Source organism: Streptomyces sp. NPDC127097 (genome assembly GCF_042724075.1).
Taxonomy (GTDB): Bacteria; Actinomycetota; Actinomycetes; order Streptomycetales; family Streptomycetaceae; genus Streptomyces.
This window is the reverse complement of record NZ_JBHXFI010000026.1, coordinates 84,073-96,904: the sequence shown is the minus strand read 5'-3', so window position 1 is coordinate 96,904 and position 12,832 is coordinate 84,073. Positions and strand designations below refer to the sequence as shown.

General features: G+C 72.5%; 14 protein-coding genes. 5 read left to right on the top strand and 9 right to left on the bottom strand.

What is annotated here, in order from left to right; genetic code table 11:
* Positions 1 to 15 precede the first annotated feature (15 nt).
* Positions 16 to 1,692, bottom strand: coding sequence for a diguanylate cyclase CdgB (cdgB, locus tag ACFWJW_RS20840; protein WP_387243216.1), 1,677 nt, complete (start codon positions 1,690 to 1,692; stop codon positions 16 to 18).
* A 313-nt stretch (positions 1,693 to 2,005) separates the two neighbouring features.
* On the opposite strand from cdgB, the gene ACFWJW_RS20835 reads away from it, so the two are divergent.
* A complete protein-coding gene (locus ACFWJW_RS20835) occupies positions 2,006 to 2,620 on the top strand; it encodes a flavin reductase family protein (RefSeq protein ID WP_387243213.1) in 615 nt (204 codons plus the stop codon).
* A 130-nt stretch (positions 2,621 to 2,750) separates the two neighbouring features.
* Here the strand turns inward: ACFWJW_RS20835 and arfB are convergent, their stop codons facing one another.
* The gene (gene arfB, locus ACFWJW_RS20830; RefSeq protein ID WP_387243210.1) at positions 2,751 to 3,179 is read right to left on the bottom strand and encodes an alternative ribosome rescue aminoacyl-tRNA hydrolase ArfB; all 429 of its coding nucleotides are present in this window, start codon (positions 3,177 to 3,179) and stop codon (positions 2,751 to 2,753) included.
* Positions 3,180 to 3,381: 202 nt separating this feature from the next.
* Here arfB and ACFWJW_RS20825 point away from each other — a divergent pair, with 202 nt between their 5' ends.
* On the top strand, positions 3,382 to 3,957 hold the full coding sequence (locus ACFWJW_RS20825) for a TerD family protein (protein WP_018089744.1): 576 nt from the start codon (positions 3,382 to 3,384) through the stop codon (positions 3,955 to 3,957).
* A 228-nt stretch (positions 3,958 to 4,185) separates the two neighbouring features.
* On the opposite strand, the gene ACFWJW_RS20820 is transcribed toward ACFWJW_RS20825, so the two are convergent.
* Complete coding sequence (locus ACFWJW_RS20820) at positions 4,186 to 4,455, bottom strand: helix-turn-helix domain-containing protein (RefSeq protein ID WP_387243206.1); 270 nt, start codon at positions 4,453 to 4,455, stop codon at positions 4,186 to 4,188.
* A 102-nt stretch (positions 4,456 to 4,557) separates the two neighbouring features.
* On the opposite strand from ACFWJW_RS20820, the gene map reads away from it, so the two are divergent.
* From map to ACFWJW_RS20805, 3 genes are all read left to right on the top strand, one after another.
* Positions 4,558 to 5,325 carry a type I methionyl aminopeptidase gene (gene map, locus ACFWJW_RS20815; RefSeq protein WP_387243203.1) on the top strand — a complete coding sequence of 256 codons (768 nt, stop codon included), beginning with the start codon at positions 4,558 to 4,560 and terminating at the stop codon, positions 5,323 to 5,325.
* 355 nt (positions 5,326 to 5,680) lie between these two features.
* Positions 5,681 to 6,343 carry a response regulator transcription factor gene (locus ACFWJW_RS20810; RefSeq protein ID WP_387243201.1) on the top strand — a complete coding sequence of 221 codons (663 nt, stop codon included), beginning with the start codon at positions 5,681 to 5,683 and terminating at the stop codon, positions 6,341 to 6,343.
* Positions 6,344 to 6,391: 48 nt separating this feature from the next.
* On the top strand, positions 6,392 to 6,889 hold the full coding sequence (locus ACFWJW_RS20805; RefSeq protein WP_042147111.1) for a hypothetical protein: 498 nt from the start codon (positions 6,392 to 6,394) through the stop codon (positions 6,887 to 6,889).
* A 161-nt stretch (positions 6,890 to 7,050) separates the two neighbouring features.
* Here ACFWJW_RS20805 and ACFWJW_RS20800 read toward each other — a convergent pair whose 3' ends face one another.
* From ACFWJW_RS20800 to ACFWJW_RS20775, 6 genes are all read right to left on the bottom strand, one after another.
* Positions 7,051 to 7,695, bottom strand: a complete 645-nt coding sequence (locus ACFWJW_RS20800; protein WP_387243276.1) for a pentapeptide repeat-containing protein — start codon at positions 7,693 to 7,695, stop codon at positions 7,051 to 7,053.
* Between the two features lie 407 nt (positions 7,696 to 8,102).
* On the bottom strand, positions 8,103 to 9,206 hold the full coding sequence (locus ACFWJW_RS20795) for an aminopeptidase P family protein (protein WP_387243273.1): 1,104 nt from the start codon (positions 9,204 to 9,206) through the stop codon (positions 8,103 to 8,105).
* A 208-nt stretch (positions 9,207 to 9,414) separates the two neighbouring features.
* Positions 9,415 to 10,614: an NAD(P)/FAD-dependent oxidoreductase gene (locus ACFWJW_RS20790; RefSeq protein WP_387243270.1), complete on the bottom strand. Its 1,200-nt coding sequence runs from the start codon at positions 10,612 to 10,614 to the stop codon at positions 9,415 to 9,417.
* Positions 10,615 to 10,622: 8 nt separating this feature from the next.
* The gene (locus ACFWJW_RS20785; protein WP_042147102.1) at positions 10,623 to 10,817 is read right to left on the bottom strand and encodes a ferredoxin; all 195 of its coding nucleotides are present in this window, start codon (positions 10,815 to 10,817) and stop codon (positions 10,623 to 10,625) included.
* A 50-nt stretch (positions 10,818 to 10,867) separates the two neighbouring features.
* Positions 10,868 to 12,118, bottom strand: a complete 1,251-nt coding sequence (locus tag ACFWJW_RS20780; RefSeq protein ID WP_387243196.1) for a cytochrome P450 — start codon at positions 12,116 to 12,118, stop codon at positions 10,868 to 10,870.
* Positions 12,115 to 12,798 (bottom strand): DUF3159 domain-containing protein, encoded by a 684-nt coding sequence (locus tag ACFWJW_RS20775; protein WP_387243193.1) that lies wholly within the window; start codon positions 12,796 to 12,798, stop codon positions 12,115 to 12,117. The genes ACFWJW_RS20780 and ACFWJW_RS20775 overlap by 4 nt, the downstream gene beginning before the upstream one ends.
* Between the last annotated feature and the right edge of the window lie 34 nt (positions 12,799 to 12,832).

Genomic DNA, 12,832 nt, shown 5'->3' with positions numbered 1-12,832 from the left:
ATCGCGCCCGGCCGTTCAGCCCGCCGCCCGCCGGTTCGCCTTCGAGCGGGAGCGCTTCTCGACGTACATCCGCTGGTCGGCCGACTCCAGCACCTCCTCGGCGGACATTCCGCAGCTCGCCCAGCCGATGCCGAAGCTGGCGCCCACCCGGACCGCGCGGCCCTCCACCCGGATCGGCGGGATGATCGCGTTCCGCAGCCGGACGGCCAGGTCCTGGGCGTCGGCGGTGCCGAGACCGTCGGCGAGCACCACGAACTCGTCGCCGCCGAGCCGGGCGACCGTGTCGCCGTCCCGGACGCCGCTGGTCAGCCGGCGGGCGACCTCTATCAGCACGGCGTCGCCGGTGTTGTGCCCGAAGCGGTCGTTGATCGACTTGAAGCCGTCGAGGTCGCAGAAGAGGACCGCGAGCCCCTTGGAGCCGTCGTCGGCCGGCCCGTCCGCGGGGGCGACGAGATGCACATGGTGGTCGAACGGGGGCGGGGGCCCGCCCTCGAACCCGTCGAGCCCGTCGAAGGGCTCCTTGGCGTCCGGCCGGAAGCCGTGCGGAGCGCGGGGGTCGGTGCTGATCGTGGCCGAGGAGGCGTAGGCGTCCGCCATCGAGCCGGGCGGGCGGGAGCACAGCCGGGCGCCGAGCCGGGCCCGCAGCTCGGCGCTGTTGGGCAGCCCGGTCAGCGAGTCATGGCTGGCGCGGTGGGCGAGCTGGAGCTCGTGCCGCTTGCGCTCCTCGATGTCCTCGACGTGGGTGAGCAGGAAGCGGGGGCCGTCGGCGGTGTCGGCGACGACGGAGTTGCGCAGCGAGACCCACACGTAGGTGCCGTCCCGGCGGGCCAGCCGCAGCTCGGCACGGCCGCCCTCGGCGGAGGTGCGCAGCAGCGTGCCGATGTCCTCGGGGTGGACGAGGTCGGAGAAGGAGTAGCGGCGCATCCCGGAGGCCGGGCGGCCCAGCAGCCGGCACAGCGCATCGTTGGTGCGGAGCAGCCGTCCGTGCTGGTCACCGCCCATCTCGGCGACGGCCATCCCGCTCGGCGCGTACTCGAACGCCTGCCGGAAGCTCTCCTCGCTGGCGCGCAGCGCCTGCTGCTCGCGCTCCAGCCGGACCAGGGCGCGCTGCATGTTGGCCCGCAGCCGGGCGTTGCTGATCGCGATGGCGGACTGGAAGGCGTACATCTGGAGCGCTTCCTGGCCCCAGGGGCCGGGCCGCCGGCCGTTGCGCGGCCGGTCGACGGAGATCACTCCGAGCAGCTCGCCGCCCCCGTTGGCCGCGGTGTACATGGGCGCGAAGAGGCGGTCCATGGGGTGCCACTCGTCGGGGAACCGGGGCGTGGGTCCGGCCGTGTGCCACTGCGGTACGTCGTCGTCATCGAGCACCCAGCCCTCGGTGTGCGAGATGAAGTGCAGATCGCCCCAGCGCTCGCCCATGGACAGCCGGCGCTCCCAGGAGGCGCGGGAGCCGACCCGTCCGGCCATGAGCGCCTCGGCGCCCGCGCTGCCGGCCACCGCGGCGACGACGAGATCGCCGTCGGGCCGCACGAGATTGACCGCGGACAGCTCATAGCCCAGCCCGGTGATCACGCCGTCGGCGACGGTCTGCAAGGTGTCCGCAAGGCTACGTGCGGTATTCAGCTCGGCGACCACTTGGTGCAGCTGCCGCAGGGTCGCAAGACGGACGTATGGCTCCGACTCGGTCTCCATCGCTCGCTCTCCCTGAGACCTCGACAGCAAACTCCACGATTTCTTGTCGTCCGATTCCCCGCTCACTGAATCACAGTGAGCTGTTCACTCGGTACACAGGGTCAACAATTAGCGCCTGCTGTGACTCAAGTCACAAACAATGAAGGACGGTTGGCGATCTTCCATAAAACCGCCACGGGAGCGCGCCTTCACTCTTTCTACACTTACTGAACGCAAATTCCGAGCGATTCGGGAACTCCGCCGTCAGACCTAGGACGCGAGTGGTCCGGAGGCCCGATGCGCGCCACGGCCGGCCGAAGTTAGCGTTTATGGCGTGTTCACGAAGACTCCCGCCGACGCGGCGGCCGCCGGGCCCGTCGCCCACCCCGTACCCGCCGTCACCCTCGCCTCCGTGCCGGGCGGCGCGCCGATCCCGCATTCTGTTGGGGTGAGTGACGACGAGTTCCGTGCTGCCCTGTCCCGCCTGGCCTCCGGCGTGGTGCTGATCACCGCCCACGACCCGGACGGCGGGCCGCACGGCGAGGACGTCGGCATGACCGCCACGGCGTTCCTCTCCGTGTCCCTCGATCCGCCGCTGGTGATGGTGAGCGTTCGCAACGACTCACGGATGGACGACCTGCTGGAGGTGCAGCCCTACTGGGCCGTCTCGGTGCTGTCGGGACATCAGCGGCAGATCGCCGGACGATTCGCCATGAAGGGCCGCATCAGCGACCGGCTGCTCTTCGAGGACATTGCGCACGTACGGGGCGAAGCGTCCGGCGCGCCCCTCATCGGGGGCGCCCTGGCGACGCTGGAGTGCCGTACCGAGCAGCGGGTCGTGGCCGGCGATCACACGCTGGTCATCGCACGCGTCCTGGCCACGACACTCCCGAACGAGGAGGACGGGCCGCTGACGTACTTCCGGGGGAAGTACCGGCAGTTGGGGTGAGGCCCGGGGACGGCGTGGGCGGACGGGACGGCCGGGGCGGTCAGGACGGCTGCGGCGGTCACGACGGCCGGGGCGGTCACGACGGCCGGGGCGGTCACGACGGCCGGGGCGGTCACGACGGCCGGGGCGGTCAGTCCCAGCCGCGGCCCGAGCGGCCGCGCTTGGTGTCGCCGCGCTGCTTCTTCTCGCGCAGCCGCCGCTCATTGATGCCCCGTGGGATCCGCGACTTACGGCGTGGCTTGGGCGGCGGAGCGGTGGCCTCGGCGAGCAGCGCGGCCAGCCGGACGGCGGCGGTCTCGCGGTTGCGCCACTGCGAGCGGTGCTCGGAGGCCCGTACGGACAGCACGCCGCCGACCAGCCGGCCCGCCAGCCGCTCCAGGGCGCGCGCTTTCCACACCGGCGGCAGTGCCTCGGTTTTGTCGAGGTCGAAACGCAGCTCGACCTGGCTGTCGCTGGTGTTGACGTGCTGGCCGCCCGGACCTGAGGAACGCGAGAAACGCCAGACGAGCTCGGCCTCGGGAAGGACGACCGAACCGCGGATGACATAGGGCCCGGACATGAGTCCTATGATCCCGCGCCGCGCATGGGCCCGTCACCCGCTTTTCGGGTCCCGCGCAGAGCGTTCACATCAGAATTCGGCAAAGAGAGTAAAGACTCCTGGAACCTGGCGGTCCCCTCATGGCGTTGTGGTGGGTAACGGTAGCTTCGTGCGCAGCACGGAGCCCGATGCTTCGACGAGTCGACAAGGAAAGGGACTTCCCATGGCTGTAAGCCTGTCCAAGGGCGGCAACGTCTCCCTCACCAAGGAGGCACCGGGCCTGACCGCCGTCACGGTGGGCCTCGGCTGGGACGTCCGCACCACCACCGGCACGGACTTCGACCTCGACGCCAGCGCGATCGCGGTCAACCCGAGCGGCAAGGTCTTCTCCGACCAGCACTTCGTCTTCTTCAACAACAAGGCGACGCCCGACCAGTCGATCGTGCACACCGGTGACAACGTGACCGGCCAGGGCGAGGGCGACGACGAGCAGATCAACGTCAACCTCGCGGCGCTGCCGGCCGACATCGACAAGATCGTCTTCCCGGTCTCGATCTACGACGCCGAGAACCGCAGCCAGAACTTCGGCCAGGTGCGGAACGCCTTCATCCGCATCATCAACCAGGCCGGCGGCACCGAGATCGCCCGCTACGACCTCAGCGAGGACGCCGCCACGGAGACCGCCATGGTCTTCGGCGAGCTGTACCGCAACGGTGCCGAGTGGAAGTTCCGCGCGGTCGGCCAGGGCTACGCCTCGGGCCTCGTCGGCATCGCGCAGGACTTCGGCGTCAACGTCTGACGGGAAACATCTGACGGTCAATGTCCGACGTCTGATGCGGTCCGGGTCTGAGCCAGATCCGGGGCTGAGCCAGGTGCGGGTCCGAGCCCGATGCAGACCTTCTGAGACTGGTGCAGGTCTTCTGAACCTGATGCAGGTCTGAGCCTGGCGCGGGCGGCGCGTTATGGAGGGCCGGTTCCCCAGTGGGGGAGCCGGCCCTTGGCGTGTTTTTGGGGCGGGCGGGGGCGGTCAGGCGACCGCGTCCGCGACCGTTTCGGGGGGTGCGGACAGTTGCGCCACCTCGTCCAGTGAGAGGCCGAGGGCGCCGGAGAGCGCGGCGATCGTGAAGAAGGCCGGGGTCGGCGCCCGGCCGGTCTCGATCTTCCGCAGCGTCTCGGCGGACAGCCCCGCCGCCGCCGCGACCTCGACCATGCTCCGCTCGCCGCGGGCCGCCCGCAGCAGCGCACCGAGCCGCTCGCCGCGTGCACGTTCCTGAGGGGTCAGAGGAGTTCGCACCATGCCCGTGATACTAATACCGGTAAAGAAATACCGGTAAACAAATACCGCCTGCGCGCCGTTGTTGTGGCGCGGCACGGGCGGCGGTGAGCGGAGGTCGGGCAGATGGTGGAGATCAAGACGGACGCGGCGATGGACGCGATGCGGGTGGCCGGCCGGGTCGTCGGCCAGGCGCTGGCGGCGGTGCGGGCGGCGGCCACCCCTGGGATGCGGCTGCGGGAGCTGGACGAGGTCGCCCGTACGGTCCTGCGCGAGGCCGGGGCCGACTCGCCGTTCCTCGGCTACCGCCCGAGCTTCGCGCCCACCCCGTTCCCCGCCGTCCTCTGCGTCTCCGTCAATGACGCGATCGTGCACGGCGTCCCGGACGGGACCCGGCTGCGCGACGGCGACCTGGTGAGCATCGACTGCGGCGCCCTGGTGGACGGCTGGGCCGGCGACGCGGCCCTCAGCTTCACGGTCGGCGCCGCCCGCCCCGAGGACCAGCGGCTCATGGACACCACCCGGCGGGCCCTGGAGGCGGGCATCGCGGCGGCCGTGGTGGGCGCCCGGATCGGCGATATCTCCCATGCCATCGGCAGCATCGGGCGCGCCGCCGGCTACGGCATTCCCGAGGACTTCGGCGGACACGGCATCGGCCAGCAGATGCACGAGGATCCGGCGGTCCCCAACGACGGCCGCCCGCGCCGCGGCATGGTCCTCCGCCACGGCCTGGTCCTCGCCATCGAGCCGATGTTCCTGGCCGGCGGCAGGAACGACTACTACGCGGCCGGCGACGGCTGGACCCTGCGCACCACGGACGCCTCCCGCGCCGCCCACTTCGAGCACACGGTGGCGGTGACGGACGCGGGACCGCGGGTGCTGACCGCGGCGTAGGGAGCGTGGGCAAGGGGGCGAGGCGGGGAGAAGCCGTGGCGGGGGGCGTGGCAGGGGCGTGGCGGGGAGGCGTGGCGGGGGACGTGGCGAGCCGGGTGCTTGCGGGGGCCGCGGCCAGGGGCGGAGGGGCCGTCGCGGGGGGCGTGGCGGGATGCGTGGCAAGCCGGGTGCTTGCGGGGGCCGCGGCCAGGGGCGGAGGGGCCGTCATGGGGCAGCCCGCGAGGGGCGCGGCTCGGTGGTCGCTCGGTGGCCGTAGGGGTGCCGGTCTGCGGGAACGGCTTGGTGAGGGCACCATGGAAGCGGCGCCGGGCGAGGGCACCGTCCCGTCCGTCGCTGTCCTCCTGGAGCGCAGCCCATGAGCCGATCCGCCGCCGAATCCGCGCACCCGCCCGTGAGCGTGCTGCTCTGCGACGACCATGACGTCGTACGCGCCGGGCTGCTCGCGCTGCTCAGCAGTGCCCCGGGCATCGAAGTCATCGGTGAGGCCGGGAACGGTGCGGAGGCCGTGGCCCTGGCCGCCGCGCTCCGCCCCGATGTCGTCCTGATGGATCTCCGGCTCGGCTCCGGTGTCGACGGCGTCGAGGCCACCCGGCGTATCGCCCGCGCCGATGCCCCCGGCACCTCCCCCCGGGTGCTCGTGCTGACCGACTACGACACCGACGCCGACATCGCGCGGGCCTTTGCGGCCGGGGCCGCCGGACATCTGCTCAAGGCCGAGCCGCCGGAGGAGCTGTTCGCCGCGATCCGGGCCGCGGCCGCGGGCCGGAGCTCGCTCGCCGCGCCGGTCGCCCATCACGTGCTGGCCCAGATGCGCAGCCCGCGCCCCACGCTCACCGACCGCGAGCTCACCATCCTCGGCCGGCTGGCCCGCGGACTGAGCATCCGCGAGATCGCCCGTGCGCTGTCGACCAGCGAGGTCACGATCAAGGCGGACCTGGCCCGGATCTACGACAAGCTCGGGGTGTCCGGCCGGACCGCCGCGGTCTCCGTGGCCAGGGACCAGCGGCTGCTGCCCTGAACGGACGGCACCGGCCGGCCGCCGCGCACCGCGTGACACCATCAAGCTGTGATCGACCTCGGCTACTCCCTCTCCCGCCGCTTCCCGGATCCGCCGCAGACGGACTACCGGACCGCGGACGTGCGCACGCTGCGCCATGACCTCTTCTGCGGTGACGTCTACCTCGCCGACACGAAGACGGACCGCGAGCTGTCCACGGCCTGGGGCTGGGTGCCGGTCCTCGACTTCGCCTGGGCGCTGTGCGACATCGTCGAGCAGCTCGACACCGACCCCCGGGGCAACCGTTCCGCCCGCCCGGTCCACGCCGAGCTGGACTTCACCGAGTCGGCCGACCGGATCTTCTTCGAGCGCCGCTTCGGGTGGGTGGACGTCGACGCCGACTGGATGGCGGCCGACGAGGCCCCGCTCACCTTCAACCACTCCGCGCTGCGCCGCGAGGCCCGCGACTTTCTGCACGATCTGATCGCCGACCTCACCGATATGCACGACGGCCTCGGCGACAACCCCGCCATCTGGGACCTCCAGGCCCGTTTCCCCCGCGTCTGAACCTCAGGCCGACGCCCGCGCCACGCTCCAGCGGGTACGCCGGCGGGTGGGGCCGGACCGGGACGGGACGGGACGTACGCGCGGTTCCCCCGCACCCGCCGCACCCGCCGTAAGCCGCCCCGGGTGCCGGCCCGCCCGGCACGTCCACCCCCGGCGCCCCCTCACTCCACCCGCACGCCTATCTGCGCAGCGAACACCGGGGCCAGATCCAGTAGTTGGGCCGGGCTGATCACCGCGCCCGACAGGCGGTCGATTCCCCGGGCGATGTCCAGCGCGGCGGCGCCCCGCAGATCGACGTCCGTCATCCGCGCCTCGGAGAAATCCACCCGGGTCAGGGTGCAGTCGTCGAACGTCACCCGATCCAGCACCGCACCCGCGAAGTCCGCCTCGACCAGCACGCACCCCTCGAAGGCGACATCCCGCAGCTTCGCCTGCCGCAGATTCGGGAAGTCGATCTTTCCGCCGCGCACCACGACCCGCTCCAGCACCGCCCCGTGCAGCTGCGTCCCGCCGAGCCGGGCGTCGGTCACCTCCACATCGCGCAGGGACGCCCGGGACAGATCCGTGCCGACCCCGCGGACTCCGCTCAGCACGCTGTCGATGATCCGGGCCCGGCCGAGCACGGTCTCGTCCAGCGCGCAGCGTCGTACGGCGCAGTCCATGAAGCGGGCGCCGCGCGCCGACCGGCCGGCCCAGTCGGCGTCCGCGAACTCCAGCCCGTCGTAGTCCCCTTCCGGCTCCAGCTCGCCGCCCTCGTACGCCGTCAGCTCCGGAAGCCGCACCTGCGGCCGCCGCACCGCCCGCACCGTCTCCTTGCCGCGCCCTGCCACGCGATCACCGCCTTCCCTGCCGTCCGTGCCCGCTCGCACCTGCCCACCCATCGTGAACCACACCACTGACAATGAGCTCTGACCTGCGGAAACGCTCGGATGCCGGTCGTCGTGCGGCGGCTCCCGCCATGCGGCGGCTCCCGCCGTGCCGCGCCGCACGAAGCCCCTTGACCTCAACTGAACTTGAGGTACCAGAGTGGCGGGCGCTCGCCCACCCACCGAGGCCCCCGCTCCCCAAGGAGCCCCTGGCGCCGTAGGGGTCAACCCCTCTGGAGCGGGGCGGGGTTGGCCGGGGCCGGGATCGGCCGGGGCCCGGCGCGCCCCGTCTCGGATCCCCCGGCTTACCTGGCCGCCCCGCTCACCCCAACTCCCCCGCCACCCGCCTACCGCACCACCGCCATCTCCCGCGCCGTCTGGTTCAGCCGGCGCCCGCCGGACTCCGTGCACGTCACGATGTCCTCGATCCGCACCCCGAAGCGGCCCGGCAGATAGATCCCCGGCTCGATCGAGAAGCACATCCCCGGGACCAGCGGCAGATGCTCGCCCTCGACCATGTACGGCGGCTCATGGGTGGTCACCCCGATGCCGTGCCCGGTCCGGTGGATGAAGTACTCGCCGTAGCCCGCTGCCTTGATCACCTTCCTGGCCACCCGGTCGACGTCCTGGCACGCGATGCCGGGCCGCACCGCCTCGAAGGCCGCCTGCTGCGCCTCCCGCACGATGTCGTGCACCTTGCGCTCCTCGGCACCCGGCTCCCCGACGTGCACGGTCCGCGTGGTGTCCGAGCCGTAGCCGTCCTTGAGGCCGCCGAAGTCGAGCACGACCATGTCGCCTTCCTCGATCACCCGATCCCCGGCCTCGTGGTGCGGATTGGCGCCGTTGGGGCCCGACCCCACGATCGTGAAGTCGACCTGGCTGTGCCCGTGCTCGGTCAGCAGCCGCACCAGGTCCGCCGCCACCTCGGACTCCCGCCGCCCGCCGAAGCGGACGGTCAGGATCTCCTCGTAGGTCGCATCGGCGGCGGCCCCGGCCGCGGCCAGCAGCTCCACCTCGTGGGCGTCCTTGACGGCGCGCAGCATCGGCAGCACCTCGGTCAGCGCGGCGTACGCACTCCCCGGCACCGAGCGCTGGAGTCCCAGCAGATGCATCGCCCAGGTCGAGTCGGACATCCCGTAACGCCCCTGTGGGGCCATCCACTTGGCGACCTCGGCATACGGGTCCGACCCATCGGTCCAGCCCGACACCTCCATCGCCCAGGCCCCCGGGGAGTACTCCGCATCCGGGTACTCCAATACGGGCACCAGCAGCCGCGGGCGCCGCTCCGGCTCGATCACCAGGGCGGTCAGCCGTTCGGTGACCGCGGTCGGCCGGTAGCCGCACAGCCACGTCAGATCCGGTCCCGGCGTCACGATCAGCCCGGCCAGCCCGGCATCGGCGGCGGCCCGGCCCGCCCGCGCCATCCGGCGCCCGTAGTCCACCTGTGTCATCGAAGTCACCATGGCGGCGAACTTACGCCGGTCCGGCCTCTTCGGCCCGCCGAATTCGCGCCCCCATAGGGCTCTTCACTCCTCCAGTTCACGTCCGTCCTGGTGCATGCCTCCCGTTTTTGCCGCCGGGGGGCGCGCTCGGGGGACCCGGTCTCGTCCCCAGGGGGCCGGCTCGGACGGCAGCCACCCCCGCGCGCCCGCATACGCGTCAGGCCGAGCCGACGCCCTGACCGGCCGTCACCACACCGGTCGTGCCGATGTGGGCGCGGTATCGGCGCAGGGCGCGGGCGCTGTTCCAGCCGAGCGCGCCGACCACCCGGCCGCCCTGGTGGTAGAGCGCGACGAAGCGGCGGTCCCGCGGGTCGCCGTCGACACACTCCACCCGGGCGTCGGCGGGGCACCGGCCATGGAACTGGATCTTGGCGTCGTACTGGTCGGTCCAGCCGAACGGGACCGGTGTGTAGAGCGTGGAGCCCCCGGGGCCGGCGAGGAGGTTCCGGACGGCGGCGCGGGACTGCTCGGTGGCGTTCATGCGCTGTTCGAGACGGACCCGGCCCCCGGTGTCCGGGTCCGGCCAGTTGGCCACGTCGCCGGCCGCGTACACCCCGGGCGCGGCCCGGCAGTGGCTGTCGCAGCGCACCCCGTCGCCCAGGGGGAGGCCGGAGCCGGCCAGCCAGTCGACGGCCGGCACCGAACCGATCGCGACCACCACCACATCGGCGGGGAGCCGGGTGCCGTCGTCGAGGTCCACGGCGGTGACCCGGCCGTGCGCAGCGGTCACGCCGGTGACCCCGCGCCCCAGGTGCAGCCGGACCCCGTGGTCCCGGTGCAGGTCCGCCACCAGCCGGCCCACCCAGGTGCCGACCTGCCGGGCCAGCGGGGTGGGCTCGGTGTCGACGAGGGCGACGTCCAGGCCGAGGCCCCGCGCGGTGGCGGCGATCTCGCTGCCGAGGAAGCCGGCGCCGATCACCACGACCCGGGGGCCGGCGCACAGTTGCGTCCGCAGCGTCAGGGCGTCGTCGAGCGTGCGCAGCACATGCACCCCGGCCAGGTCATGGCCGAAGGGCAGCCGGCGGGGCCGCAGCCCGGTGGCGAGGAGCAGGCCGTCGTAGCGCAGCCGCTCGCCGTCGGCCAGGGTGACGGTGCGCGCCGCCGGGTCCAGCCCGGTGGCCCGGCAACCCAGCCGGAGGTCCAGGTTCAGCCGCCGGATATCGGCCTCCTGGCGCAGCACGGCCCGTTCCGGCTCCCAGGCCCCGGCCAGCACCTGTTTGGACAGCGGGGGCCGGTCGTACGGGGCCCACAGTTCCTCCCCGACCAGCGTCAGCGATCCGTTGAAGCCCTCGCGCCGGAGGGCGTCGGCCGCGGTGAGCCCCGCGGCCGACGCGCCCACCAGGACGATCCGGTCCATGGCGGGCACTACGGCAGCACCTCGATGGCCAGCGCGGGGCAGCGGGCGGCGGCTTCCTCGACCGGGGCGCGCCGGGCGTCCGGCGGGGTGGCGTCGAGCAGGACGACGATGCCGTCCTCGTCGCGCTGGTCGAAGACCTCGGCGGCGGACAGGACGCACTGCCCGGCGCCGACGCACTTGTCCTCGTCGATGATGACCTTCATCGGAATTTCCTTTCTCCGGTGGCTTGGTGGACGTGCGGCAGCCGGGCCGGCTACCAGGTCACGGGCAGCTTGTGGACGCCGTAGATGAGCATGTCGTGGCGCATCGGCACCTGGTCCGCCGGTACCGCCAGCCGCAGGGTGGGGAACCGCTCGATCAGGGCGGACAGCGCCGCCTTCATCTCCACCCGGGCCAGCTGTTGCCCGATGCACTGGTGGACGCCGTGCCCGAACGCGAGGTGCGGGCTGTAGGGACGGCGGACGTCCAGCGCCTCGGGGTCGCCGGAGAACTGCGTCGCGTCCCGGTTCCCCGAGGTCAGGGAGGCGACGACGGTGGCGCCCGCCTCGATGCGGTGGCCGCCCAGCTCCACGTCCTCCAGGGCGACCCGGCGCAGCCCGTACTGAACGATCGTCAGGTAGCGCAGCAGTTCCTCGACGGCGCCGTCCATGAGGGCGGGCTCGGCGCGCAGTGCCGCCAGCTGCCCCGGGTTGCCCAGCAGGCACATGGTCCCCAGCGCGATCATGTTCGCGGTGGTCTCGTGCCCGGCGAGCAGCAGCAACGCGCCGACACCGGCCACCTCTTCGTCGGTGAGCTGTTCGGACCGCACCAGGCCGCTGATGATGTCGTCGGTGGGGTGGGCGCGCTTGGTGACGGCCAGTTGGTGGATGTGCTGGTTCATCGCCATATGGGCCTGGAGGGCTTCCTCCTGGCTCGCGTCGATCCGGAGCATCCGGCCGGCGTTCTCCTGGAACTGCTCCCGGTCCGCGTACGGCACCCCGAGGAGCTCGCAGATCACCAGCGAGGGAATGGGCAGCGCGAATGCCTGGAGGAGGTCGACGGGCCCCTCGGCGGCCGCCATCGCGTCCAGGTGCTCGGCGACGATCCGCTCCACCGCGGGAGCCAGCTTCTGCATCCGGCGCACCGTGAACTGGCCGGTGAGCAGCCGCCGGAACCGAGTGTGCTCCGGGGGGTCCATCATGATGAACATGCCCGGCCGGGGCGGCGGCAGCGGAGCGTCGTCCGGCGCGGCGTCGCCGGTCCGGAGCGGTCGGCGGTTGGCGCCGAACCGCGGGTCGGTGAGCACCGCCCGTACGTCCGCGTACCGGCTGACCAGCCAGCCCTTCGCGCCGTCCGGGAAAGTCACGGGCGCGACCGGGGCCTCCTCCCGCAGCGTCCGGAAGCCCTCCGGGGCGCTGAAGGGGCAGGCCCGTTCCATGGGCATGGGCCTGGCGGCGGGCCGCGTACCGGCGAGGGGCTCGGTCCCGGTGGTGGGCTCGGTGGTGGTGGGCTGCGTACTGGTCATCGAACGGTCCTTTCCAAAGGGGGCGACAGATCAGGGCTCGGGCCGACGGGGGCGTCGCAGCGGTGCGTACCGACGGAGCGCAGGTAGACGCGCCACCCCAGGAGTGCGCCGACCGCGAGGACGAGCGGGCCGAAGACATCGACCGTGCCGAGGGCGACGGCCTGGCCGGACAGGAACAACGGGAGCTGGACCGACAGCGTCAGGAGAGAGCCGGCGTAGATCACCAGATGGCCTTTGACGAAGGCCCGGCGGCGCACCGCACAGCGGCGCCAGCCGGTCCGCTCCCCCGTGACCAGCGCCACCAGTACGCCCAGCGGCGGCCAGCCCAGCAACAGCAGCACCGGCGTCACCACCACCATCACCGTGTGCAGCACGAGATGCGGAAGGAAGAAGTTGACGGCGTCCCCGGTGCGCCCGGCCAACAGGCCCTGGACACAGACGATGCCGAGGAAGAAGAGCGCCTGCCGCACGGGCTCCCTGCGCACCAGCCGGAGTAGGAAGACCCCGGCGCCGACGGACAGGGCGAGCGTCAGCGCGACGCCGAGCCGGTGGGTGAGGGCGAAGGTCAGGGTGAACCCGATGACGGGCGTGACATCGGTCAGGGTGCTGCGCAGCCGTTTCCGGACAGCGGTACGGACGGCGTCCGCACCGCCGGGTGCAAGGTCTGCGGCAGGATCCACGGGGTCTCCAGATGTCGCGGCGGACGTGGTCGTC

Bases quoted from the DNA above. Each gene is read 5' to 3' on its own strand.
- ACFWJW_RS20820 (WP_387243206.1), bottom strand. From the start codon at position 4,455: ATGGTGCGAACTCCTCTGACCCCTCAGGAACGTGCACGCGGCGAGCGG.
- ACFWJW_RS20795 (WP_387243273.1), bottom strand. From the start codon at position 9,206: ATGACACAGGTGGACTACGGGCGCCGGATGGCGCGGGCGGGCCGGGCC.
- ACFWJW_RS20825 (WP_018089744.1), top strand. From the start codon at position 3,382: ATGGCTGTAAGCCTGTCCAAGGGCGGCAACGTCTCCCTCACCAAGGAG.
- arfB (WP_387243210.1), bottom strand. From the start codon at position 3,179: ATGTCCGGGCCCTATGTCATCCGCGGTTCGGTCGTCCTTCCCGAGGCC.
- ACFWJW_RS20810 (WP_387243201.1), top strand. From the start codon at position 5,681: ATGAGCCGATCCGCCGCCGAATCCGCGCACCCGCCCGTGAGCGTGCTG.
- ACFWJW_RS20785 (WP_042147102.1), bottom strand. From the start codon at position 10,817: ATGAAGGTCATCATCGACGAGGACAAGTGCGTCGGCGCCGGGCAGTGC.
- ACFWJW_RS20790 (WP_387243270.1), bottom strand. From the start codon at position 10,614: ATGGACCGGATCGTCCTGGTGGGCGCGTCGGCCGCGGGGCTCACCGCG.
- map (WP_387243203.1), top strand. From the start codon at position 4,558: ATGGTGGAGATCAAGACGGACGCGGCGATGGACGCGATGCGGGTGGCC.
- ACFWJW_RS20780 (WP_387243196.1), bottom strand. From the start codon at position 12,118: ATGACCAGTACGCAGCCCACCACCACCGAGCCCACCACCGGGACCGAG.
- cdgB (WP_387243216.1), bottom strand. From the start codon at position 1,692: ATGGAGACCGAGTCGGAGCCATACGTCCGTCTTGCGACCCTGCGGCAG.